The sequence below is a fragment of the Specibacter sp. BI4 genome, from assembly GCF_056680095.1.
The window spans coordinates 1,439,291-1,461,824 of the sequence record NZ_CM155265.1 but is presented as its reverse complement, the minus strand read 5'-3'; the positions used below and the strand labels follow the sequence as shown (position 1 = coordinate 1,461,824).

Sequence of the window (22,534 nt, the reverse complement as noted above, 5' to 3'; positions counted from 1 at the left end):
CAACTTCTCCTGGGTCTCACCGACATCCCCACCAAAACGGGTGCCGACCACCCAGCCTACTGTGTTCAGTTGTGTTGTGCTTGTGAGCGTGCTGGGACTGGACAGTGAATGTGTGCACTTCAGCTGGACAGGTGCGGAGCCCTTTGCCTAGAGCGAACAGCAGCCCACCATGGGGCGACAACACACGACGACGGCGGTAACGTGAAGATATTCAGCGTCCACGCCAACGAACGGGCCATCATGTCTTCCACACCAGCCAACAACGACGACGAAACCCCGAAGGATCCGCTTCAGGAAATGCTCGCCAAGCTTTTGGGCGAACAGGGCATGGAAGGCTTTGATCCTGCAGAGCTGGCCAAGGCCGCCGGATTGCCATCCGACCCCAACGTGCTGGCGCAGATGTTCACCCAGGTTCAGAACATGATGAGCGGATCCTCAGACACGCCCGTCAACTGGGACCTTGCCCGCGATGCAGCAAGGAAAGCGGCGGCCGGGGACGATCCTTCCGTCACGCCCGCGCAGCAGCATGAGGTGGATGAGGCCCTGCGCCTGGCCGAGATGTGGCTCGACCCGTTCACCGATCTTGCCGCCACAGCCATCATTGGCCGTGCGTGGTCGCGTGCAGAATGGGTTGAGGAAACGCTGGGCACGTGGCAGCGGCTGACGGAGCCGGTGGCCAACAGCATCGCCTTTGCCATCTCCACGGCCATGAATGAACAGCTTCCCGAAGAAATGAAGTCGATGATGGGAGACGCCGCTTCCATGATGCAAAACATGGGCGGTGCCTTGTTCGGCCTGCAACTTGGCCAGGCTGTTGGCGCACTGGCCAAGGAAGTGGTGGGCTCCACCGACATCGGCATCCCGCTGGCGGACCTGCAAATGGCCCTCCTGCCGGCCAACGTCAAGGCGTTTGGTGAAGGCCTTGAAGTGCCCGAACAGGAGGTCCGTTTGTTCCTCGCCCTCCGCGAGGCCGCCCACGCCCGCCTGTTCGTGCAGGTTCCGTGGTTGCGCGGGCACCTGCTCGGAGCCATCGAATCGTACGCCCGCGGCATCCACATCGACATGTCGAGGATTGAGGACCTGGCCCACAACCTTGATCCGGCCAACCCCGAGGCCATGCAGGCCGCACTGTCCGAGGGCGTCTTCATGCCCGCCCGCACGCCGGAGCAGGACGCCGCCCTGGAGAAATTGGAGACGGCGCTTGCCCTCGTTGAAGGCTGGGTGGACGAGCTGACTTTTGAGGCGGCCGCCAATCTGCCGTCCGCTGCTGCCATCCGGGAAACGATCCGCCGCCGCCGTGCAACCGGCGGCCCGGCCGAGCACGCGTTTGGCTCACTGGTTGGCTTGGAACTGCGTCCGCGCAGGCTCAGGGAAGCCGCCGCCTTGTGGGCATCGTTGAAGGAACAGCGCGGCATCGTCGGCCGTGACGCCATCTGGGCGCACCCCGACCTGCTGCCCACCTCCGCAGACCTGGACGACGCCGCCGGTTTCAGCGCCCGTCGCAGCGCCGCCGACGCCTCCGAATCCGACGTCGACGCCGCACTGGCCAAGCTCTTGGACGGCGGCTTCGAAAGCATTGGCACCGACTCCGACTCGGGAACGGCCACCGAGCCCAACCGCTCCGAACCGTCCACCGACTCGGGCACCAACTCCGATTCAGGAACGGCCACCGATTCAGAGACAGGACCCGATTCAGGGTCCGGCGACGGCAAGGGCCCGCAGGGCACCGAAACGGACAAGTAGCAGCCGCTTGTCAGGCTCCGGGGCTGCAAGAGTCATCCGATGGTGGTCCACCACCGCGAATGACGGCTGCAGCCCCGGAGCCTTTTCAATTCGCACTGCCCCATGCTCCGCTGCACCGCCCCCGACGCCGAATCAATCCGCGTCGCCGCTGCCGCCTGCGATGTCGTCCCCGTCATCAAGGCCATTTTCCATGCCGCTGATATTTCGTGCTGCGGAAAATGACGCCCCTGCCAGAAACGCCTTCGCCGTCTCAAGTTGCGGATAGCCGGCAAGTTCAGCCCAAAATGCGGGGCTGTGGTTGGCGTGAATCAGGTGCGCAAGCTCGTGCAGCAACACATAGTCGAGCACCCATTCGGGCATGCCCTGCACGTGGTGCGAAATCCTGATGGTCTTGCGGGCCGGCGTTGCAGAACCCCAGCGGTCATTTTGGTTCGTCACCCACCGCACGGACACCGGCACGGCACCAGAGCCCAGATACTTCCTTGACAGCATCATGCTGCGTTGCAGGAGGGCTTCATCGCTGGCGGGCACCCCGCGCCGTCCCGCCTGCGCCTGCGTGCCCTGCTCCAGCCGGGCAACCATGCGGGGCACCCAGTACTTTTCATCCTCAAGGCTCAACCGTGCAGGCACGGCAATCACCGCCTGCCCGGCCTCCCAGAAAGCGGCAAGTCCGGTTTTGCGCCTGGCGGTCCGCCGGACGACCACGGGGTCACCGTTGCTGCGTTTGTGGGCCGAATACGAGTCTCCCAACGGGCCTGGTGTTCCGGTGCCGATGGGTTGGCGTCCGGGTACGGCCCCGGGCTTGCGGCGGGGCATTGGACGCTGTGCTGATGGTGCGGGCATGCTTCGACGCTACAACGAAACTGCCGCCAATCTAAAAGTTATGTCACGGAATGTGGATAACGCCGGCCTGTGGAAAACTTCGCACGCGCCCACCGCCAAAGTGCAATGATCAAAAGTGCAATCACGTCCACTGAACTACCGGAAATGCTGCGGGAGGCCGCCATGACCACCATCAACCCGGGGCTCCGCCTCGTGCGTCGCGGGGCCCACAGCGTGCAGATCGGCCTGGGTGCCGGCGGGTTGATCCTGGCCGGCCTGCAGGATGCCGAGCTGACGTTTGTTGAGGCGCTCCATCGCGGCATCGCCGATGAACTGGTGCTTGAACAGGCCGTTTCCCTCGGCGTGGATGCCCTTCGGGCACAGGAGATCTGCGTCAAATTGGCGGGCCTGCTCTTCAGCGATGAGGACCTCCATACGCAGGGGTACCGGGCAGAGCGGCTGTTGCCTGAACAATCGGCGCTTCTGGGTTTGTACCAACAGCCATGCCGAGATTTCATGGCCAGGCGCGAACACGCCGTCGTGCACCTTGTTGGTTTGGGACGCACCGGCGCAGCGCTGGCCGCCATCCTGGTGGGCGCCGGGGTGGGCACGCTCCTGCTGGAAGATGACTGCCCGGTGGCCGCAACCGACGTCAGCCCCGGCTCGTTCAGGCTCAGCGACATTGGGCTGGCGCGTTCGGTGGCCGTCCGCCGGCACCTGCTCCGGATCGACCCCAGCTGCAACGCGCACGTCGTGCACGACGGCGGGGCCGGAGGTCTCAACCTGCGGTACCTTGACCTTGCCGTTGTGGTGGGCCACGACGTCGTACCCGCCCACACTGCCGCACGGTTTCTTGCCGCGGAACGGCCACACCTGTTTGTGCTGGTGCGGGAACAGGACGGCACGGTGGGGCCCTTGGTCCTGCCAGGGGAAACGGCCTGCGCCGAGTGCGTTGAACGGCACCGCAGCCTCAACGACCCGCAATGGCTTGATGTGTGCAGCCAGCTGGCCGCCGGTGCGGCGCCTTCGCAGGACCGGCGGCCCCGGGCCGAACTGATGGAGGGTACGGCCCTGGCTGCAACACTGGCCGGCACCGCCGGCACGCACGTCCTGCTGTTTCTGGACGCCGTCAACCAACCAAGCTCATGGTCATCGGTACTGACGTTTCATCCTGACAACGGCAGGTGGACACAGCAGCAATTCGCCACCCATCCCGACTGCGGCTGCCAATGGCAGAATCAGTCCTTGGCCACAATCTCCAACACTGCCTCGCCGTAACGCTCCAGTTTGGCGGGCCCCACACCGGGCAGGGCCGCAAGCGCGTCCAAGTCCTGTGGTGATGCCTCTGCGATGGCCATCAATGTGGCATCCGTGAAGACGACAAAGGCGGGCACGGCAGCGGTCGTGGATTCGGCAAGCCGCCATTCCCGCAGTTGGTCGAAGACGGCCTCGTCGTAGCCCGGCGGGCAGTCGGGGCAGCGACCGACCTTGCGTTCAGCACCGGTGTTGAGGATCTTCCCGCACACCCTGCACACCGAGGGCCCTGCCACCTTCCGGGACTTGCGGGCCGTCGCCTGGCGCGGGCCTGTCGGCGCCCCACCCACTGAGCTGGGCCGGAGCCCGTCAAGGAACCTGGAGGGTTTGCGGTTGGCCCGGCCTCCGGGCGTGCGCGCCGTCGACCACGAGAAATTCAGGAATTCCCGGGCCCTGGTGATCCCCACGTACAACAGCCTGCGCTCTTCATCGACTGTTTCAGGGGTGTCGGCAAAGGAAATCGGCATGAGCCCCTCGCTGAGCCCAACCAGGAATACGGCGTCCCATTCGAGGCCCTTCGCCGAGTGCAGCGAGGCGAGGGTAACGCCCTGCACGGTGGGTGCGTGCTGGGCAGAGGCCCGGTCCTGCAGTTCTGCCACAAAGTCAATTAACGTGAACGTGTGCTCCGGGGTGCTGCGCGACACTGCCAGCTCGTCGGCCAGGGCAACAATGGCCGACAATGACTCCCAGCGTTCCCGTACGGCGCCGCCGGTCTTGGGTGCTTCAGGCTGCCAGCCCAGGTTGCCGAGGATGTCACGCACCAGCTGGCCCAATTTTTCGTCCTCGGCGGCCCGGGAGCCCGCCCGCAATTGCAGCATGGCGTCGCGGACTTCCTTGCGGGCAAAGAAGCGCTCACCGCCGCGCAGCTGATAGCCGACGCCGACGGCCGTCAGTGCCTGCTCATAAGCTTCAGATTGTCCGTTGGTCCTGAACAGCACGGCGATTTCACTGGCCTGGGTGCCGTTGGCAATCAAAGCCTTGATCCTGGCGGCAACCGCTGCCGACTCGGCTTCATCGTCGCTGCATTCAAGAAACTCAGGTGCCGGTCCGCCTGGCCGCTGGGCCACCAGCTCCAAGGGTTTGGACCACAGGGCATCGGCGCTGAGACCGCCGCTGCGGCGGCTGCTGAGCAAGGTGTTGGCCAGTCCGACCACTTGCGGGGTTGACCTGTAGTCGCGCACAAGTTTCACCACGTTCGAGGCGGGAAAACGCTTGGGAAAGTCAAGGAGGTGCCGTGGGGTTGCCCCGGTAAAGGAGTAAATGGTCTGGCTGGCATCGCCGACGACGCACAGTTCCTCGCGCCCGCCCAGCCACAAATCAAGCATGCGCTGCTGGAGCGGGGACACATCCTGGTATTCATCAACAACAAAATGCCTGTACTGGTCGCGCACTGTCGCGGCCACGCGCGGGTCCTCCTGCAAAATGCCGACGGTGATCAACAGGACGTCCTCAAAGTCAATGAGGTTCCGGTCCGCCTTCACATCCTCATAGGCCTGGAAGAGGCGCCCCACGGCGACCTTGTCGAGACCGCCGGGCTCACCGCGGTCCTCGGCCTTGAGCAGGTACGTTTCGGGCGTCAGCATCGAGACCTTGGCCCACTCAATTTCAGCGGCCAGGTCACGGATGGCCGCCCTGTCGGTGGGCAGGCGCAGGCGCCGTGCCGCCTCGGCGATGATCTGTGCCTTGTGTTCCAGCAGGCCCGGCAGTTGGCCTCCGACGGCGTGCGGCCAGAAATACTGCAGCTGTCGCAACGCTGCGGCGTGGAAGGTGCGGGCCTGGACGGTTCCCACGTCCAGGTCGCGCAGCCGGGTGCGCATCTCAGCTGCCGCCCTGGCAGTGAAGGTCACGGCCAGCAGCCTGTTCGGATTGTAAACACCTGTGTGCACGCCATAGGCGATGCGGTGGGTGATGGCCCGGGTCTTTCCGGTGCCCGCGCCGGCCAGGACACACAGTGGCCCGCTCAGGGTGGTGGCAACCGTGCGCTGCTCGTCGTCCAGCCCGGCAAGAATGCGTTCCTCGGCTGTCCGTTCATCCATCACGGGCAGCCCGGATTGCTGCGGGTCAAAACTCATGACTCTTCACCAGGTTCCAGGACGCGGCCGCCATACCACTGCTCTATTAGGTCACGGGCGATGGAGAGCCTGTGCGACACCACTGCTTCACCACTGAACACGGCCGCCTGCAGTTCTTCCCTGCTGAACCAGCGGGCAGCCCTGACTTCAACATTGTCCGGTGTTGGCACGGTGTCGTTCGTGTAGCCCATGAAGCCCAACATCAATGATCTCGGGAACGGCCAGGATTGGGACGAAACATAGCTCATTGAGTGCAGCTGGACACCGACTTCTTCGGAGATCTCACGCACGGCCGCTTGCTCGGCGCTCTCCCCTGCCTCAACAAAACCGGCCACGGTGGAATACCGGTTTTCTTCCCATTGGAAGTTGTTGGCCAGCAGGATCCTGTCGTCGGCGCCCACAATGGCCACGATGACGGCGGGGTCGGTGCGCGGAAAATGTTCCGACCCGTCTTGTCCGCAACGGCGCATCCACCCTGACCACATGGATTCCGTGGGGGCCCCGCACCGCGGGCAGTGTGTATGGGTGCCATGCCAGTTGGCAACGGCCTGGGCCTGCACAAAAACTTCCGAATCAAGGGCATGCAGGCCCATGGCGACGTCCCGATACACGGAAAACGCGGCCTCCTGCGGCCTCCAGGTGAGCTCATCGGCGTCGTACGGGAGAACCTGGAGCACAATGTCGGTGCCCTCAGACAGCTGGTGGTCCTGCCCGGCGAGAACCTTGCCCAAATAGACCTGGTTGGTGCCTGCGGGCGGCGTTTTAGGGAGAGTGGCAGGGTCGAAGTAGCCCAGTGCCGCGCCGTCCATCAGGGCCTTGCCGCGGTGGAAAATTACCACCCGGTGGGATGCCTTTCCCAGCACCGTGGCCAGGTACCCAGGTTCGCTGCGTTGCTCACATTGCCGATCGAGCGCAGTTTCAGGGGATGGGTTGGGAATGATCATGTTTCCACCGTACGCATCCGGTGCAGATTTTTGTATTCCGCCCAGGGCATCTGTGGACAAGAAGGCCTGTGGCCCGGCCCACCAGGACGAGGCTTGATGGTGCGCTCGGCAAGGAGTTCTTGCGACTCGCCGCCCCAACGGCACCGGGTTGGGGCCTTGGCGTTCTACGGTGGAGGGGTGAGAAGAATGACAGCAATCGAATTGGCCGCGATCGCCAGCGCCGCCGTGCCCGGACTCAACGTCACAGCGTTTGGCCCGGAGCCCGACGATACAGCCGATTTCTGTTCAGCCCTGTTGGTTGACTCGGAAAAACGGCGTTGGCGCGTGCGCTCCCCGCGGCACCCGGAGGCCAGCACGCGTCTGGAAACCGAGCGCCAGGTTTTGCGCGCCTTCTCCCCCGCCATCCGCGCGGAGCTGCCCTTCCTGCTCCCCACCGTGGCCGGGACAGTGAGGCAGGGGGAACTGATCACTTTTGTGTACTCACACATCCCCGGCAAGTCCGAATCGGTGGAGCACCTTGCCACCGGAAGCGCTGCCCTGGCCCTGGAAATCGGCGCCGCCATTGCCGCCATCCACGATCTGCCGCAGGAGCTCGTCACCACCTTTGACCTGCCCAGCTACACGGCAAACGAGTTCCGCCAGCGCAAACTCAACGAACTTGACCAGTCGGCAACCACCGGCAAGATCCCACCATCGCTTCTTCGCCGCTGGGAGCATGCCATGGAGGACGTGGCGCTGTGGCGCTTCAATGCCTGCGTTGTCCATGGCGACCTGCACGAAGACAACATCCTCCTCGACGGCGACCAGGTCACGGCAGTCATCGGCTGGACCGATCTCAGGATCGGTGACCCGGCCGATGACTTCGCCTGGCTCGTGGCAGTGAACGACCCCGAATTTGTTGACACCGTCATGCAGGCCTATGCAGCCGCCCGCAACGAAACACCCGACCCGCATTTGCTGCGCCGTGCGGCACTCAGCGCCGAATTTGCGTTGGCCCAGTGGCTCGTGAAGGGCTATGGGGCTGATAGCGCACGCATGGTGGAAGACGCGGAGTCGATGTTGAAGACTCTGGAAGCCGACATTGCCCTGCACGGCGGTCAGCCAATCAGCGTCGAGCCGGCGGTTGCCACTGTTGTGCCGGTTGACAACTCCGCCGAGGCATCGCCTGCCAAAGCTGCTTCACCAACGGAGCTGCCGGAGAAAGTTGTAGCCGCCGAGCCTGCGCCAACGAAAACTGGTGACGACATTCCCGTCACGGCCGTTGGTGGTGACGCGACGGAGCCGTCGTTCCCCGACGCCTCCAAGGATTCGGACACTGCTTCCCACAAAGCGGTCCCGGTCAACGCCGCGACGAGCAGCAATGCGGTGACTGCCACTCCTGTGCCAGAGTCCCCCAAGGATTCAGACACAGTTCCAGCCGGGGCGTCTGCTGTCACCGCGATACCGGATACATCGGATGGACCTGCCGCAGACTCCGACCAAACACCAGCTGAAGACGTCGACACGACCACCATGAAGGTCATTCCGCTGAAGAAGTAGCGGGCTGCGTGTCTGATGGTTGGCGGCCGGTACGCTGGCTCCGGCTGAGCTGTTCGCTGCGCCGGGGCGCTTCCTGCTCTAGAGCCGGACTGGCCCTCGGGGTTGTTCACTCCGTCAGGGGCGCTTCTTGCTCCGGGTGTTGTTCATGGCCTGGGGGTTGTTGGGCCTGTCCCGGGGTTGCTGTCCATGCCGCTGCTGCCTGCGTTGCTGGCGGCTGTGTTGGCGGCTGTGGTCGGTGGTGGGTTGAGGGCCTTGGCGAGGCGTCGCTTCAACCACTTCGGGTACTGCGTGCATTGAGGTGTTTCATACAAGGGCGCCCGATACTTCCCACCCGGGGTAATCCACCCCACCCGGCCATCAGCAGTGAGCTGCGGTGTCCAGCCCCGCAAACGAATCTGATGCCGATACGAATCCCGATACCGCCGATACATGCCATGACGATCCTTATCATCCTTAAAATGCCGCAAGCGATGATGAACAGCACACGCCGGGCGAACGTTCTCGAGCGTGGACTTGCCCCCGTGCTCCCACGACCTCAGATGATCCATCTCCGTGAGCACCACCGGATTCATGCAATTCTGGAAATAACAGCCCCCGGCCAGGGCCTGCAACACCGCTTTCTCCGCATCCCGCAGCGTGTACCGCTCCGGACTCAACGGCAACGCCTCACCCGTCACCGGATCAGTCAACACCCGCAAGAACGTCTTCGCACCCGCCATGAGCTTCCTGGCAATCCCCAACGGCACCGGCCCAGCCCCCTCACCGACCAACTCAGCCGGTTCATCAGTGACACCCACCAACCCCAAAAACGGGACCTTGAGCAAAATCTGCGCCCTCGGCAACGGCGGATCCACCATCACCTTCCCCTGACGCATAGCCTCCAACTGATCCAAATACTCCTGCTGACGGTCCTCGACAATCCCGTCAACCAACCCATCCACATAACCAGAACCATCACCAACCAACGACCCCGACACCGGCACATCCCCCGCCACATCCACCAACCCCGGCCCCGGCCCCGGGTTATCCTGGCCTTTCGGCATGCTGGTGCCACTGAGAGGAGGTTCCGGCCCCGCCCCACCAGGCACGACGGTGCCCCTGAGAGGTTGACCCTCGTCAGGCAGAGCTGTCCCCGCCCCGGAACCAATCACCGGATTCCAGGTATTGGCGGTCCCGGAGCCGTCGGCGACGAAGTCCTCGGTAATGATGCCAGGACCCGGGGCAGGGCCCGGGGTGCGGGGCGGATTCGCCTCTTCGCACTCCCACCCCGGCGCCTCAACCAAACTCACCCCAAACGCCGACTTCTCCCCAAAAACAACACCACCACCATCCCCACCAAAACCCATGCCACCGCCACAACCACCAACACCGCCACTACCACTACCACTGCCGCTGCCGCTGCCGGCACCCTGGCCGGTGAAACCACCACTCCTGCTGCCATGAGTGGGTGTATTGCCGAAAGAAGAACCGTTCCGGCCTGTGTCGGCATCCTGGCCGCCACGACCGGTGAATCCGCTGCCAGCACCCTGGCTGTCATAGCCACCGGCGCTGTTGCTGCTGCGGCTGCCGGCCCCTTGGCCGCCGCTGCCTGTACGGTTGGCGCCTCTGCTGTGCGGGCTGGTGGTGTTTGGGTTGGTGGTGGTGGGGTTGGTGTAGCTGTTGGCCGGGAGTTCCTGGCCCATGAGCAGAATCGCGGCAACATCAGCACGGATCTGCTCACGCGTCCGGCACTCACGGCAATCCTCCCCCGCACCCACCGCGTCAGCAGCACGCTGGCGTGCCGTGGCATCATTCTTGATCGCCTCCGCGAGCCGATGGCAATGAACCATGATCGCGTTCGCCGCCAACGTCGGAATATGCAACGTCACCCACGACATCCCATCCCTGCCCGGATCATTGCTCAACCGCCGATTCTTGAACGCCTCCTTCGTGCGCGTCTCCATCGACTCAGGGAACATCTTCTCCCGCTCCCGCCGCGCCTTCCCCGCAAACCTGACAGCAGTGGTCCCCGGCGCCAACACCAACAACCGCCCCTCAAACACCCCCACATCAGTGGCCGTGACAGAGCCGGTGTCCTCCAACGTGGCGATCTCTTGAACAATCGTGCACGCATGACGCCAGGACAACACCCCCGCCCCCAACGCCGCAAACGTCCCCGGATGCGCCAACACCTCCAACGCATGATGCGTCAACGCCACCGCCGTCCGTTCAGCAATACCCAACGACTGGGCCGCCTCAACCACGGCACTGGACTCAGCCAGCTTCGCCTGCCACGGATCCAAATCCACAGCAACCCGCTCAACCCCCACAGCCCCCATCAACTGCCCCAACAACGACGCCTTGCACGCCGCCGTCGCATCCTCCAACAGCTTCACGACCGCCAACGCCGCAACAGCACCATCATGCACACCACAAGCAACACCGTGCTGGGACACCGGCTCCGGATCCGGCACCGGAAAACCCGCCAACAACGGCAACCCCACCAAAACAGGATTGTCAGACCCAAAGGGTTCAATAAAAGGAAGAGCACCAACCGCGGCAAGAAGTGAAACCACATCCTGTGTGGCCTCACCACCCCGGTCCCCGGGGACAATCACCGGAATACTCATACCCCAAGAATACAACCACCGTTACCACCACGCAATAGAACCCCGAAAGAATCTTCTAAAACTTTTTCGGTGGATCCCGGATAGTCCAGCCTGAAAAGCCAGTCCTATCCTTGACCTTGGCTGGCTCGACGAATCCGTTGTACACCGGTCACTCGGGCTCAGGCTGAGTAGGCGTTGAGCACGATGGCCTCGAGCTCATCCTGTCCTGCAAGATCGACGGGACGAATGAGCTTGTCCTGTCCCACGTAGTAAAACGCCGCCTTGACTTGTTCCAGCGGCACTTCCTTCAGTCGTGACCAGGCAAGCCTGTAAACGGCCAGTTGCACCCCGCGCACCGCCAGCTGTGCCTTGGAGGGCACCTTTCCTGTCTTCCAGTCGATCAGGTCCCACTTTCCGTCGGTGTCGCGGAAGACAGCATCGATGCGGCCACGCACAACCACGTCAGCCACCCGCGTTTCAATCGGCACCTCAAGGTCTGCAGGGATCCTGTTGGCCCATTCTGAATTCTTGAACGTCTCCTGCATGTCGGCAAGGCCGTACGCCTCATCCACGTAGGCGTCGGCGCCCGGTTCCTCGTCAAAGTCAAACTGACCGGTGGTGGCGAAGAAGTCCTCAATCCAGGTGTGGAAGGCTGTGCCCTTGCGCGCCGCCATGCCCGGTTTGGTCGGCACGGGACGGCGCATGGCACGGGTGACTTTCTCCGGGTCCTCCCCCAAGGCCACGAGGCGCGAGGCTGAAATGTGCGGGGGCAGTTCCACGCGCAACTGGTCCGACTCCAGATGTTCCTGTGCCAGCAGCACGCTTGCTTCCCTGCCCCAGTGGGGATTCCTGGCCAGGAACTCCTCCGTTCCCGGTCCGGTGGAGGCTTTATTGTCGCCAATACTGACGCGTTCCGTCGCGACGGCGGCGGCCGAACGCTCGACGTTGTCCCGGCGTCCCACTCGTGCAGCCACCCCAGCCCTGCCCATGATGACGGGCCCGTTGAGCGGATCGTAGGGCCATTGGGCGCTTTCGGCACCAGCGCTGACCGGGTTGGCGGCGTCCTCGTCAGGGTCTTCAGCCCACTGGCCGAGGGCTGCGCTTTGTTTGGCACCTTCGGACAGTGGCAGCAATTCTGCAAGGAAGGGCGACGGCGACAGCGGCTTCTTCCCGCTGCCCCACACGGTGGTTGAACACATCAGGAAGTCCCGGGCCCGGGTGAAAGCCACGTAGGCCAGGCGCCGTTCCTCCTCTTCGGCGTGGAGCATGACGTCGTCGGCAAAGAGCTTCTCGTTCTCCATCAGCGTTTTCAGGTCCGGTACGTTGGTGTCCCATTCAGGAAGGTCGTCCCTGTCTCCGCGCAGCGGCCACGGCAGCGATTTGGCCCCCGTGCTCCAGCGGTCCGCGCGGGAACTGGGGAACGCGCCGGCGTTCATGCCCGGCACAAACACCACATCCCATTCCAGTCCCTTCGAGGCATGCACCGTCAGCAGGGCGACGGCGTCGGGGTTGCTCTCCACCGGCGTCATTTCCAGCCCGCCCTCCTCGGATTCGGCTGTTTCCAACCACCCGAGGAAGGCGTCCAGGTCAACCCGTTGCGCCGCCTGCATGAACTGCGCAGCAGCGTCCGCAAAGGCGTCCAGGTGGCGGCGGGCGTGGTGGATGCTGGAGCCGGGCTTGGCGGCCAGCTCAATGTCAAGGAGCATCGTCTTCTCGACCACGCCAAGCAGGTTGCCCAAGTCTTCGCCCACAAAGGTGCGCAGCACCCGCAGCTCGTCCCGCAATGCCAACAACCGGGTCCGGGCCACCTCGCTCAGCGGCCGGGCAGCTTCAGGCCAGTAGTCTGGGCTCAAATAATCCAGCGCCTCGACCAGCGATGAGGCATCCACCAGATCGGCGGTAACCACTGCCTGTTCAGCTGGTTCCGGCACCCCGGAAGCACTTTCCTGTCCGCCGTCTTCGCGCAGCGCGGCCGCGTCAAAATCCACCCGGTGCTTCGCAGCCCATTCCCTGCGCCGCGCCAAGTACCGTGCCCAGTCGGCAAAGGCCACCAAGTCGGCGGGCCCGATCCGCCACCGCGCCCCCGTCAGCAGCCGCATGAGCGCATCCGAGCGGCCCGGGTCGGCAATGACCCGCAGCGTCGCCACAAGGTCCACAATTTCCGGGGTGCCCAGCAACCCGCTCAACCCCACAATTTCGTAGGGGATGCCGCGGGCCTCAAACACCGACTGCAAGCGGGAAAATTGCGCACGACGGCGACACAGCACCGCCACTGTCATGGCACCTTGGGCGCCGCTGCGGTGGGTGAAATCCCCCTTGCGGTCCAGAATTTGTTCGGCGACGGCCTCGGCCTCGGCAAGCTCGGTGTCGTAGCGGGCCAACAGCACCTCGCCGTCGGGAGCCTGCGGCTTTTCCCGCAGCGGCGAGACAACCACCCTTGGCCCGGCCGCGGCACGCTCCTGATCCGTTAGTCCGGCAGCCAGCCTGGCGTTGGCCTTGCGGGTTTGCGCCTGTGTCAGCTCGGCCGACATCACATTGGCGGCCGCCAAAATGTGCGAAGAGTTGCGCCACGCAATGGTGAGTTCCGCTGTTGGTGCGTACCCGCCGTCGTGCTTGAGGAAAATCTCCGGGAACCGGAAGAGCTGGCCGGCCGAGGCGCCGCGGAAACCATAGATTGACTGGTGCGGGTCGCCGACGGCCGTGACCGGGTGGCCGCCGCCATAGAGCTCGGCGAAGAGCTGCAGTTGGGCGTGCGAGGTGTCCTGGAATTCGTCCAGCAGCACCACCTTGTAACGCTGGCGCTCCATGACGCCGGCATGCGGAACCTCGTGGGCAATCCGGGCGGCCAGGGCCACAAGGTCGCCGTAGTCAAGGACGTTGCGGCGACGCTTGGCCTCGGCATACTTTTGCACCAGCGCAGCCACCGACGCACGGGTCCGCAGGACGTCGAGCTGCTTGTTCACTGCGGCGGTGCGGGGCTTGGCGCTCTCGGCGATGTAGGGCAGCGCCTCAAAACCGGCCAGGTAGGTGTCGATGGTTGCCACGACCTGGTCGGGGTCCTGCAGGTGCTCGGCACATTCGCCGGCCAGGTCCATGACCGACTGGATCAGCGTGGACTTGGCGGCCGTGAAGTGCTCATGGGCGCCGTCGTGTGCCTCGACAACGTCACTGGCCAACTGCCATGCCTCCGCGGCGCCCAGCACGACGGCGTCACGCTCAATGCCCAGACGCAGACCGTAGTCGGTGACGATGCCGCTGGCGTAGGAGTGGTAGGTGGAAACTTTGGGTTCCAGCGCATCCCTGGCAGCCGCCGCGGGAGCCAGTTCCAGCTCACCGGAGCGGGCCAGCGTGCCCAATTTGGCCAGCTGCCCGCGAATGCGCGACGCCAGTTCCCCGGCTGCCTTGCGGGTGAACGTGACGCCGAGGATTTCCTCGGGCAGGACCAAACCATTGGCAACCAGCCACACGACACGGTCGGCCATGGTGGTCGTCTTTCCAGACCCCGCCCCGGCAATGACAAGCAGCGGCTCAAGGGGCGAAGAGATGATGGCGGCCTGCTCCTGCGTGGGCGGTCGCTGCTCCAGGAGCTCCGCCAGTTCGTAGGGGCTTAGCCGGGGACGCTCAGGTGCGTCGGGGGCAGGTGCGGCGGGGGCAGCCGTGGCGGCCGTAGGCGTAGGCTCTGCCGTGGGCGCGGCCGTGGGCGCGGCCGTGGGCGCGGCGGGCTCCTGCAACTCCAAGGCACCGATGTCCGGGGCGCTGGTGTCCGGGGCACTCGTGGAGGGCACGGCTGATGCGGTGTTGATTGGCTCGCTCATTCGGTGATTTGTTTCCCTTCCGGGCACAGCGGACAAATGGTGGGCAGGGGGCAGCCGTTGCGTTCGGTCCAGTCGGCCCCGTGGCGGGCGGGGAAGGCGGCCTGTGCCATCAGGAGTGCCGCCTCCATGACCTTGCTGGTTGGATCGTTCTCGCTGCCTGCCACCATGGCCGCCTGGTCCTGCGTTTTCACGTTCTTGGTCCCGTCGCCCAGCGGCAACAGCGCGGCGCCACCTGAGACGGCGCCGGTCAGCCCTGCAGCTTCGGCCTGTGCGGCGAAACCTCCTGCCGACACTGCCACCTGGTAGGCGCCAAGTTGTGGATGCTCGGCGACCTGGTCCTTGGTGGGCTTCGTACGGCCCGTCTTGATGTCGACAATGATGAGGTTGCCGTTCGCATCGGCTTCAAGCCTGTCGACCTGGCCGCGCAGGCGCACCATCCGGCCGGGCTGCCCACCGTCAGGGAGTTCGCCGTCGGTGAGGCCGGAGCCGGGCAGTTCGGTGGCCGGCAGCTCGGAGCCAGGCAGCTCGCCCACCTCAACAGTGAAGTTTTCCTCCACGCCCAGGAGCGTGCGCCCCTGTTGGCGGGCGGCGATGACGTATTGGGCCAGTTTGCCCAACATCTCCTGGGCGCGTTTGTAGTCGGTGTCCGTTTCCCACGATTCGGGCAGCCCCAGGGAAGGCCAGCGTTTGTCCAGTTCCTCGAGGTATTCGTGACCGGCGCCGTTAGGGATGTCCTGGGCGATGCCGTGGATAAGTGTGCCAAGACTGCGGGCAAAATCGGTGGTGGCTTCACCCCCGGCCGCCCGGATGAACCAGTTCAGCGGGGACTTCAGCACTTCCTCGACCTTTGAGGGCGAGACGTTGACGGGCTCGCCCGGGGCCACGATGGGCGCGTCGGAGCTCAGCGGCAGCAGCCCCCACCACTGCTCCGGTGCAGCACCGGGCACATTTTGTTCGGCCAGCACGGCGAGCATCCTGGCGGCTTCCGGGTCTGCATGCATCTCGGATTCCTGCCGCAGCTCGGCCACCAGCGACCGCAGGGTCATGGGCCGCGGCACCTGTTCAACGGGCCGCACAGGATATTGGGATTCGCCGCCGGAATCCGTGACCGGGATGTACGGCGCGGCCAGGTCCAGGAACTGGGACGGCTGCAGGTCATGCCCCGCAGCCGCGGTCAGGATGAGAATCCGGCCGGCACGTGAAATCGCCGCGGCAAAGCTGCGCAGTTCGTCGTACCGGATGTCGCGAAGCCTGGCCGCAGGTTCGATCTGCCGTGCCGCCTGGGCGCCGTTTTCAAGCACGTCAACCAGCAGCTGGCTGCCCAGCAGCTCGCCGCGCAGACGGGTGTTGGGCCACACCCCCTCCTGAAGCCCGGCCACAATGACAATGGGCCATTCCCTCCCGGCGGCGCTTGCAGGGGTGACGATCTCGACGGCGTCGGTGCGCTGGGCACGCGCCGCAAGGGTGTCCATGGGCAGTTCCTGGCTCATCAGGTAGTCCAGGAACTGCTGGGGGCTGGAACCTGGCAGCTGGTCAACGTAGCGTTCGGCCGTTTGGAACAAGGCCATGACGGCGTCGAGGTCCCTGTCGGCGCGGATGCCGGTGGGGCCGCCGCGCAGCGCCTGCGTTTCCCACGTCCCTGAGCTGTCGCAGGCGTCCCATAGCGCCCACAACACTGTTTCGGCGTTGGCGCCGGGCTCCGCCACGGCCTCCCGACCCGCCGCGAGCATGGCCGCGATCCTGCGGGCGTTGGCCGCCTCCCAGCCCAAGGGGGCCAGTTTCACAGGGTTCAGCAATGCCTCAACCAGCAGCTCATCGCTGGCCCGGCCGCCGCCGTCGTGCAGTTCCTGCTGCCGCAGCGCCTGCCTGAGCCGGCGCAGGTGCAGCGCAGTTGAACGCCCCAACCGCGAGGTCAGCAGCGCAACGCAGGCTTCGGCGTCGACTGTTTCCGGGGCCAGCGCCATCCCAAACGCCTCAAGCAGGGGGCGCACAGCCGGCTCATCGCGGACAGGATTTTCGGCCACGGGCACCTTCACGGCAATGCCCTGCGCGCTCAGGTACCTCTGCAGCGCAGCGAGGGCCGAACCTGTCCGCACAATCACCGCCATCTCGCTCAGGCTGTGCCCGCCCAGGTGCTGCAGGTGCAGGATCCGTTCGGCCACCAGGCGCAGCTCGTGCACCTCGGACGCCACAACATGGGCGCTCACATAGGACTCTTCGCTGGACTCCGACGCCGGGGCTCCGGCACCCGCTGCAGGCCCGGCTTCCGTCGCAGGCCAGGCCAGTTCGCGGGCCTTGTGGCCGCCGCGGATCTGGAAGATGCGGTCGGCGACCCCGGACCAGGCTGCTGCCAGCGGCCTGGTCATGCGGTGCGATGTGGACAGGGCAAACTGCTGCAACGGATGCGCCGGCGTCGACAACGACTCGGCCAGGGCGGCGACAAGGTCGGGCCGGGCGCCGCGGAATCCCTGCACCACCGTGTCCGGCGAGGCTGCCACGAGGACGTCCTTGCCACGGCCCACCAGATGCAGCAGTTCGTGCACGGCCTTGTTGGCCTCCTGAATGTCGTCAACGACAATCAGCTCCAGCCGGTTGCGTTCCTGGGCCAGGAAATCGGGGTCGATCCGCAAAAGCGTGGTGGCCGCAGTAATGATGCCTGCCGGGTCAAAGGACCCCGACTTGCCCCAATCCACCACGTCCCGGTATTCCCGGTACAACGCCGCCGCAGCCACCCAGTCCCGACGATGGTTGGCCGCCCCCAGCTCCGCAAGTTCCTCGGGAACCAGCCCATATTCAATGACCCTGTCGAAAAGTTGCCGGATCTCCTGCCGGAAGCCGCGGGTTTCCTGGGCTTCGGCAAGCTCCGCCGGCCAGTCCGGAGCCGTGCCGAGCCCCAGCTTGTGCCCGGCCAGCAGGTCCCGGATGATCAGGTCCTGCTCGGGACCGCTCATGAGCCGCGGCGGGCCTTCAAGGTGAGGCATGCGCCCCTCAACCTTGGCCCTGCGCAACAGGTCAAAGGCGTAGGAGGACCAGGTTCTGGCCGGGGACGTGCTCAGGCTCCTGGTGAGCCGGGCACTGAAGCCGTCGCGCAGCCGGGCGGCAGCCAACCGGGACGGGGCCAACAGCAGGGCACCTGCCGGGTCGACGCCGTCGTGCTCCATGCGCTTGACCGAGGCTTCAATGAGCACCGTGGACTTGCCGGTGCCGGGCGCACCCCACAGCAGCACGGGACCTGAGCCGGGCCTGAGGTCGATGACTGCCTGCTGGTCGGCGCTGGGCCGGGGGGTGGTCCTGACACTTTCGGCGGGCGCCACGAGCGTCAGTTTGGGCAGCTCAAACTGGCCGGGCTGCCTCTGCCGTGCGTGCTTTTCCTGCTGGGTGTCCTGCGGCTGCTGCGCTTGCGTACTCATGCCTCCAGTCCATCACGGGGCACTGACATTCCTGCTGCGGCAGCGTCGTCGTCCGAGGCCCGGCCACCGCCGGCGCTGCCGCTTGCATCGCTGCCTGGCATGCCGACGCCGTCCGCGTCACGCAGCCGGGCGGCAATGGCGTCAATGCGGTCGAATTCCGGCTCGGCGGGACTCCACCGGGCGGCCTTCATGTCAACGTGCCACGACGGCGCCCGGCCCGCACCGTGCCCCGCAGCCTGCCTGGCGGCCTGCGACTCGGGGGCGGTGTACCCGCGCAGCGCTGTCGTTTCCTCCAGGTAGTGCGACAGCGCCCGGTGCTCATGGCACACAGGCGCCGAGCCGTTGGCCCGGATGACCCGCCACCAGGGCACGGCACTGCCATGGGCGGACATGACGGCACCCACCTGCCGCGGCCCGCCGCTCTCCAGCAGGGCCGCAATGTCCCCATAGGAGAGGACCCGGGCGGCCGGAATCAGCTCCGCCACCGCCAAAACCGCTTCAACATACTGCTCACGCATGCACCAAGCGTAGTTCGCCACAGGCTCCAGATGCGTCAATGTCCATGGCAGCGGGTAGCGTAAGTGGCATGACTAGCTGGAGCATGCACCCCCGTGCCGCGTTTGACCTGGAAACCACGGGCAAGGACCCCCGCACCGCCAGGATCGTGACAGCGTCCATTGTGGTGGTTGATGAATCCGGCGCCGTGGCCGACACCCACGAGTGGCTGGCAGATCCCGGCGTGGAAATTCCCGAGGAAGCGGCCGCCATCCACGGCATCAGCACCGCGCACGCCCGGGAGCACGGACGCGCGTCGGACGTGGTGGCGGCGGAAGTGGGTGCCGTGCTGACCACCCTCTTTGCCAACAACATCCCCGTGATCGCGTTCAACGCCAGCTACGACTTCACCGTCCTGGCCAACGAGGCACGCCGGCACGGCCTGGCCCAAATCACGGCAGCACCTGTCATCGACCCGTTCATCTGCAACAAGAACGTGGACAAGTTCCGCAAGGGCAGCCGCACCCTCGTGGCCTTGTGCGAGGAGTACGGCATTAAGCTCGACGACGCCCACACCTCGGCCGCGGACGCGGAAGCCACGCTGCGGCTGGCGGATGCGCTGGCCGCCAAGTACAGCGCCCTGCGCGTTGACGTCATGGAACTGCACCAGGCACAGGTCGTGTGGGCCCGGGAACAGGCCGCCGATTTCCAGGGCTACCTGCGCCGCGTGAAGGACCCTGCCGCCGTCATCGAGGGCGACTGGCCGGTCCTACCCTGAGCCAGCGGGAACGCCTGAGCTAAAACACCCTGATTCACATGATCTAAATCACAGGTTCATTTCTTCGCCTGTGCGCATTTTCGGGCACGTCAGTCGTGCGGGGCTGGGCGGTCATCACGGTCCGCGACTAGCCCCGCCGTGCCATTGTTCGCATTTTCCCTTGCTCATGACGTGGTTTGTTTCGCATAAGTTCATATCCGCCACAATTTTGTCCCGGGTGACATAATTTAGTTTTGCTGGTTGTGCTCTGCTAAGGAACTGCTGACGGTTCCCTCTCCGCTCCGACACAGCGTCAACTTCCCCACCCGAGCTGTCCCTTCGGGAAGGGCACCTGCGATGAAAGTGAACGATTCATGAAGAAATCAGCCCTGAAGTGGCTCACAACCGCCCCGATTGCTGTTGCCTTGGCCTTCACCTTGGCTGCTTGCGGCGGCACTGGCACCGACACCGGCTCGGCCGGACCCACGGATGCCCTGGCCGGCAGCGACCAGACGTCGCTGGACAAATACACCACCGCTGACGTCACACCGTTGGACAGCGTGAAGAAGGACGAGCTCGGCCTGGTCACCCCCGGCATCCTCTCCGTAGGCACCCTCTCGGACGCCCCGCCGAACATCTTCCTCAAGGACGGCGTGTTCACCGGCTACGACAACGAGCTGCTGCGCGCCATGGCCGAGAAGTTGGGCCTGAAGGTTGAATTCAAGTCCACCGATTTCTCCGCCCTGCTGGCCCAGGTTGAGAACAAGCAGTTCGACGCCGGTTCCTCCTCCATCTCCACCACGGACGCCCGCCGCAAGAACGTCGGCTTCACCAACGGCTACGACTTTGGCTACATGGCAGTCGTTGCCAAGACCGATTCGGACATCAAGGGCTTTGCCAACCTGACGGACAAGACCCGCATCGCCGTCATCACCGGCACCGTCCAGGACGACTACGTCACCAACACGCTCAAGTACGAGCCCGTGCGCTTCGCCGACTACAACACGGCCTATGCCAACCTGAAGAACGGCCAGGTTGACGCCTGGGTCGCTCCGTCCCAGCAGGCTAAGGGCCAGGTCAAGGACGGCGACGGCACAGTCATCGCCGAAGAAGTTGTGAACACGCAGAACTTCACCGCCTACGCCGTGAACTCCGAGAACAAGGCGCTGACTGACGCCTTGAACTCAGCCCTCGATGCGGTCATCGCCGACGGCACCTGGTCCAAGCTGACCAAGCAGTGGTATCCCGAGCGCCCCATGCCCGAAGACTGGACCCCGGGCTCCAAGGCTGTAACGGTTCCGAAGGCCTAATCTATGGATGTTCTCGAGCAGCTTGCAAAGACGTTTTTCGATTGGGAAGCGATGGGGGCAGTCGTCCCCGAAATGCTCATGGTCGGTTTGCCCAACACCTTGATCCTGGCGGTTTCCTCCGGGGTCCTGGGTTGCCTCCTCGGCATGCTTCTGGCGATGATGGGCATTTCACGGAACCCGATCCCCCGCTGGATCGCCAGGGTCTACACGGATATTTTCCGCGGCCTGCCCGCCATCTTGACCATTCTGCTGATTGGGCTGGGCTTCGGTCCGGTCGTGCGCATCATCAGCGGCAGCACCAATCCTTTCCCACTGGGCATTGCTGCGCTGACGTTGATGGCTGCGGCCTACATCGGCGAGATCTTCCGGTCCGGCATCCAAAGCGTTGAAAAGGGTCAGCTCGAGGCATCCCGTGCCCTGGGGTTCAGCTACGGATCAGCAATGATCCTTATTGTGATTCCCCAGGGCATCCGCCGGGTCCTGCCCGCATTGGTCAACCAGCTGATCTCGCTGATCAAGGACTCGTCCTTGATCTACATGCTGGGTTTGCTGGCCAGCCAGCGCGAGATCTTCCGGATCGGCAACGATTCCGCTGCCAACACCGGCAACCTGTCCCCGCTGGTGGCGGCCGGCCTGTTGTACCTGTGCCTGACAGTTCCCCTCACCCACCTGGTGAATTTCATGGACAAGCGGATGCGCGAGGGCAAGCCCCAGAAGGTCGAACCCGACGAGGCTGCAGCAGTCATTGGAAAGGGCGTCTAGCGCATGAGTGAATTCAAGTCAGGTTCCCTGACAGCAACAAACATCCATTTGGCGTTCGGCACCAACAAGGTCTTGCGCGGCATTGACCTGCACGTCCCCGAGGGCACCACGGCATCCGTGATCGGCCCTTCAGGTTCCGGCAAGTCAACGCTGCTGCGCGTCATGAACCGGCTGATCGAGCCGGACCAGGGCGACATCCTCCTGGACGGCAAGTCTGTTCTGCGGGACAACCCGGACGGACTCCGCCGCCGCATTGGCATGGTGTTCCAGCAGTTCAACCTGTTCCCGCACAAGACGGTGCTGGAGAATGTTTCCCTTGCACTGATCAAGCTGCGCAAGATGCCCAAGGACCAGGCCCGCGCCCGCGCCCTGGAGCAGCTGGAGCTGGTGGGCCTGAAGCACAAGGCCGATTCACGCCCCGGCAATTTGTCCGGCGGCCAGCAGCAGCGTGTGGCGATTGCCCGCGCGCTGGCGATGGAGCCGGAGGTCATGTTCTTTGACGAGGCAACCTCGGCGCTGGATCCGGAGCTGGTCAAGGGTGTTTTGGCGCTCATGACCGACCTGTCCAAGGGCGGCATGACAATGGTTGTTGTCACGCACGAGATGGGCTTCTCCCGCAATGTTTCCGACACCGTGACGTTCATGGACGGCGGCGTCGTGGTGGAAACCGGCTCACCGGACCAGCTCTTCACCGAACCGAAGACTGACCGGCTGAAGGGCTTCCTCTCCGACGTGCTGTAACGCAGTCACCTCGTTCATGTACGACGGCGGCACCTTTCCTTTCGCTTCAAGCGCCAGGAAAGGTGCCGTCGTCGTTGGTCAACGAAAAACCCCGCGCAGGGTTCACGGTGAACTTGGCGCCTGGTGACACCCGGCGCCAAGTTCCGGCTCAACCGTGCGCCGAAGAATTCCGGCGAGGGGCGGCAACGTCGCCCGCCGGGACCATTTTTCGATGCAAGCGTG

Annotated in this window: 14 protein-coding genes; 7 read left to right on the top strand and 7 right to left on the bottom strand. The window is 64.7% G+C overall.

Features of this window, described 5'->3' with window-relative positions; all coding sequences use genetic code 11:
* The first annotated feature begins 240 nt into the window (after nucleotides 1–240).
* The gene (locus AC1L6K_RS06850; protein WP_480952708.1) at nucleotides 241–1,743 is read left to right on the top strand and encodes a zinc-dependent metalloprotease; all 1,503 of its coding nucleotides are present in this window, start codon (nucleotides 241–243) and stop codon (nucleotides 1,741–1,743) included.
* A 132-nt stretch (nucleotides 1,744–1,875) separates the two neighbouring features.
* Here AC1L6K_RS06850 and AC1L6K_RS06845 read toward each other — a convergent pair whose 3' ends face one another.
* Nucleotides 1,876–2,586 carry a YgjP-like metallopeptidase domain-containing protein gene (locus tag AC1L6K_RS06845; RefSeq protein WP_480951958.1) on the bottom strand — a complete coding sequence of 237 codons (711 nt, stop codon included), beginning with the start codon at nucleotides 2,584–2,586 and terminating at the stop codon, nucleotides 1,876–1,878.
* A gap of 105 nt (nucleotides 2,587–2,691) precedes the next feature.
* Between AC1L6K_RS06845 and AC1L6K_RS06840 the strand changes: the two genes are divergently transcribed.
* Entirely contained in the window at nucleotides 2,692–3,843 is a 1,152-nt protein-coding gene (locus AC1L6K_RS06840; RefSeq protein ID WP_480951957.1) for a ThiF family adenylyltransferase, read from the top strand.
* Here AC1L6K_RS06840 and AC1L6K_RS06835 read toward each other — a convergent pair.
* Entirely contained in the window at nucleotides 3,804–5,951 is a 2,148-nt protein-coding gene (locus AC1L6K_RS06835) for an ATP-dependent DNA helicase UvrD2 (protein WP_480951956.1), read from the bottom strand. The two genes, AC1L6K_RS06840 and AC1L6K_RS06835, sit on opposite strands and share 40 nt — an antisense overlap.
* A complete protein-coding gene (gene nudC, locus AC1L6K_RS06830) occupies nucleotides 5,948–6,895 on the bottom strand; it encodes an NAD(+) diphosphatase (RefSeq protein ID WP_480951955.1) in 948 nt (315 codons plus the stop codon). Before nudC ends, AC1L6K_RS06835 begins: the two co-directional genes overlap by 4 nt.
* A 186-nt stretch (nucleotides 6,896–7,081) precedes the next feature.
* Here nudC and AC1L6K_RS06825 point away from each other — a divergent pair, with 186 nt between their 5' ends.
* Nucleotides 7,082–8,434, top strand: a complete 1,353-nt coding sequence (locus AC1L6K_RS06825) for a macrolide 2'-phosphotransferase (RefSeq protein WP_480951954.1) — start codon at nucleotides 7,082–7,084, stop codon at nucleotides 8,432–8,434.
* Between the two features lie 143 nt (nucleotides 8,435–8,577).
* Here the strand turns inward: AC1L6K_RS06825 and AC1L6K_RS06820 are convergent, their stop codons facing one another.
* From AC1L6K_RS06820 to AC1L6K_RS06805, 4 genes are all read right to left on the bottom strand, one after another.
* Nucleotides 8,578–11,043 carry an HNH endonuclease signature motif containing protein gene (locus AC1L6K_RS06820; RefSeq protein WP_480951953.1) on the bottom strand — a complete coding sequence of 822 codons (2,466 nt, stop codon included), beginning with the start codon at nucleotides 11,041–11,043 and terminating at the stop codon, nucleotides 8,578–8,580.
* A gap of 158 nt (nucleotides 11,044–11,201) precedes the next feature.
* Nucleotides 11,202–14,837 (bottom strand): ATP-dependent helicase, encoded by a 3,636-nt coding sequence (locus AC1L6K_RS06815; RefSeq protein ID WP_480951952.1) that lies wholly within the window; start codon nucleotides 14,835–14,837, stop codon nucleotides 11,202–11,204.
* On the bottom strand, nucleotides 14,834–18,247 hold the full coding sequence (locus AC1L6K_RS06810) for an ATP-dependent helicase (protein WP_480951951.1): 3,414 nt from the start codon (nucleotides 18,245–18,247) through the stop codon (nucleotides 14,834–14,836). Before AC1L6K_RS06810 ends, AC1L6K_RS06815 begins: the two co-directional genes overlap by 4 nt.
* Nucleotides 18,244–18,765, bottom strand: a complete 522-nt coding sequence (locus AC1L6K_RS06805; RefSeq protein ID WP_480951950.1) for an MGMT family protein — start codon at nucleotides 18,763–18,765, stop codon at nucleotides 18,244–18,246. The genes AC1L6K_RS06810 and AC1L6K_RS06805 overlap by 4 nt, the downstream gene beginning before the upstream one ends.
* Nucleotides 18,766–18,833: 68 nt before the next feature.
* On the opposite strand from AC1L6K_RS06805, the gene AC1L6K_RS06800 reads away from it, so the two are divergent.
* The 4 genes from AC1L6K_RS06800 (at nucleotide 18,834) to AC1L6K_RS06785 (ending at nucleotide 22,312) form a co-directional block, all read left to right on the top strand.
* Nucleotides 18,834–19,520 (top strand): exonuclease domain-containing protein, encoded by a 687-nt coding sequence (locus AC1L6K_RS06800; protein ID WP_480951949.1) that lies wholly within the window; start codon nucleotides 18,834–18,836, stop codon nucleotides 19,518–19,520.
* Between the two features lie 353 nt (nucleotides 19,521–19,873).
* Nucleotides 19,874–20,809, top strand: a complete 936-nt coding sequence (locus tag AC1L6K_RS06795) for an ABC transporter substrate-binding protein (protein WP_480951948.1) — start codon at nucleotides 19,874–19,876, stop codon at nucleotides 20,807–20,809.
* A gap of 3 nt (nucleotides 20,810–20,812) precedes the next feature.
* Entirely contained in the window at nucleotides 20,813–21,571 is a 759-nt protein-coding gene (locus AC1L6K_RS06790) for an amino acid ABC transporter permease (protein WP_480951947.1), read from the top strand.
* A gap of 3 nt (nucleotides 21,572–21,574) precedes the next feature.
* On the top strand, nucleotides 21,575–22,312 hold the full coding sequence (locus tag AC1L6K_RS06785; RefSeq protein WP_480951946.1) for an amino acid ABC transporter ATP-binding protein: 738 nt from the start codon (nucleotides 21,575–21,577) through the stop codon (nucleotides 22,310–22,312).
* Nucleotides 22,313–22,534 lie beyond the last annotated feature (222 nt).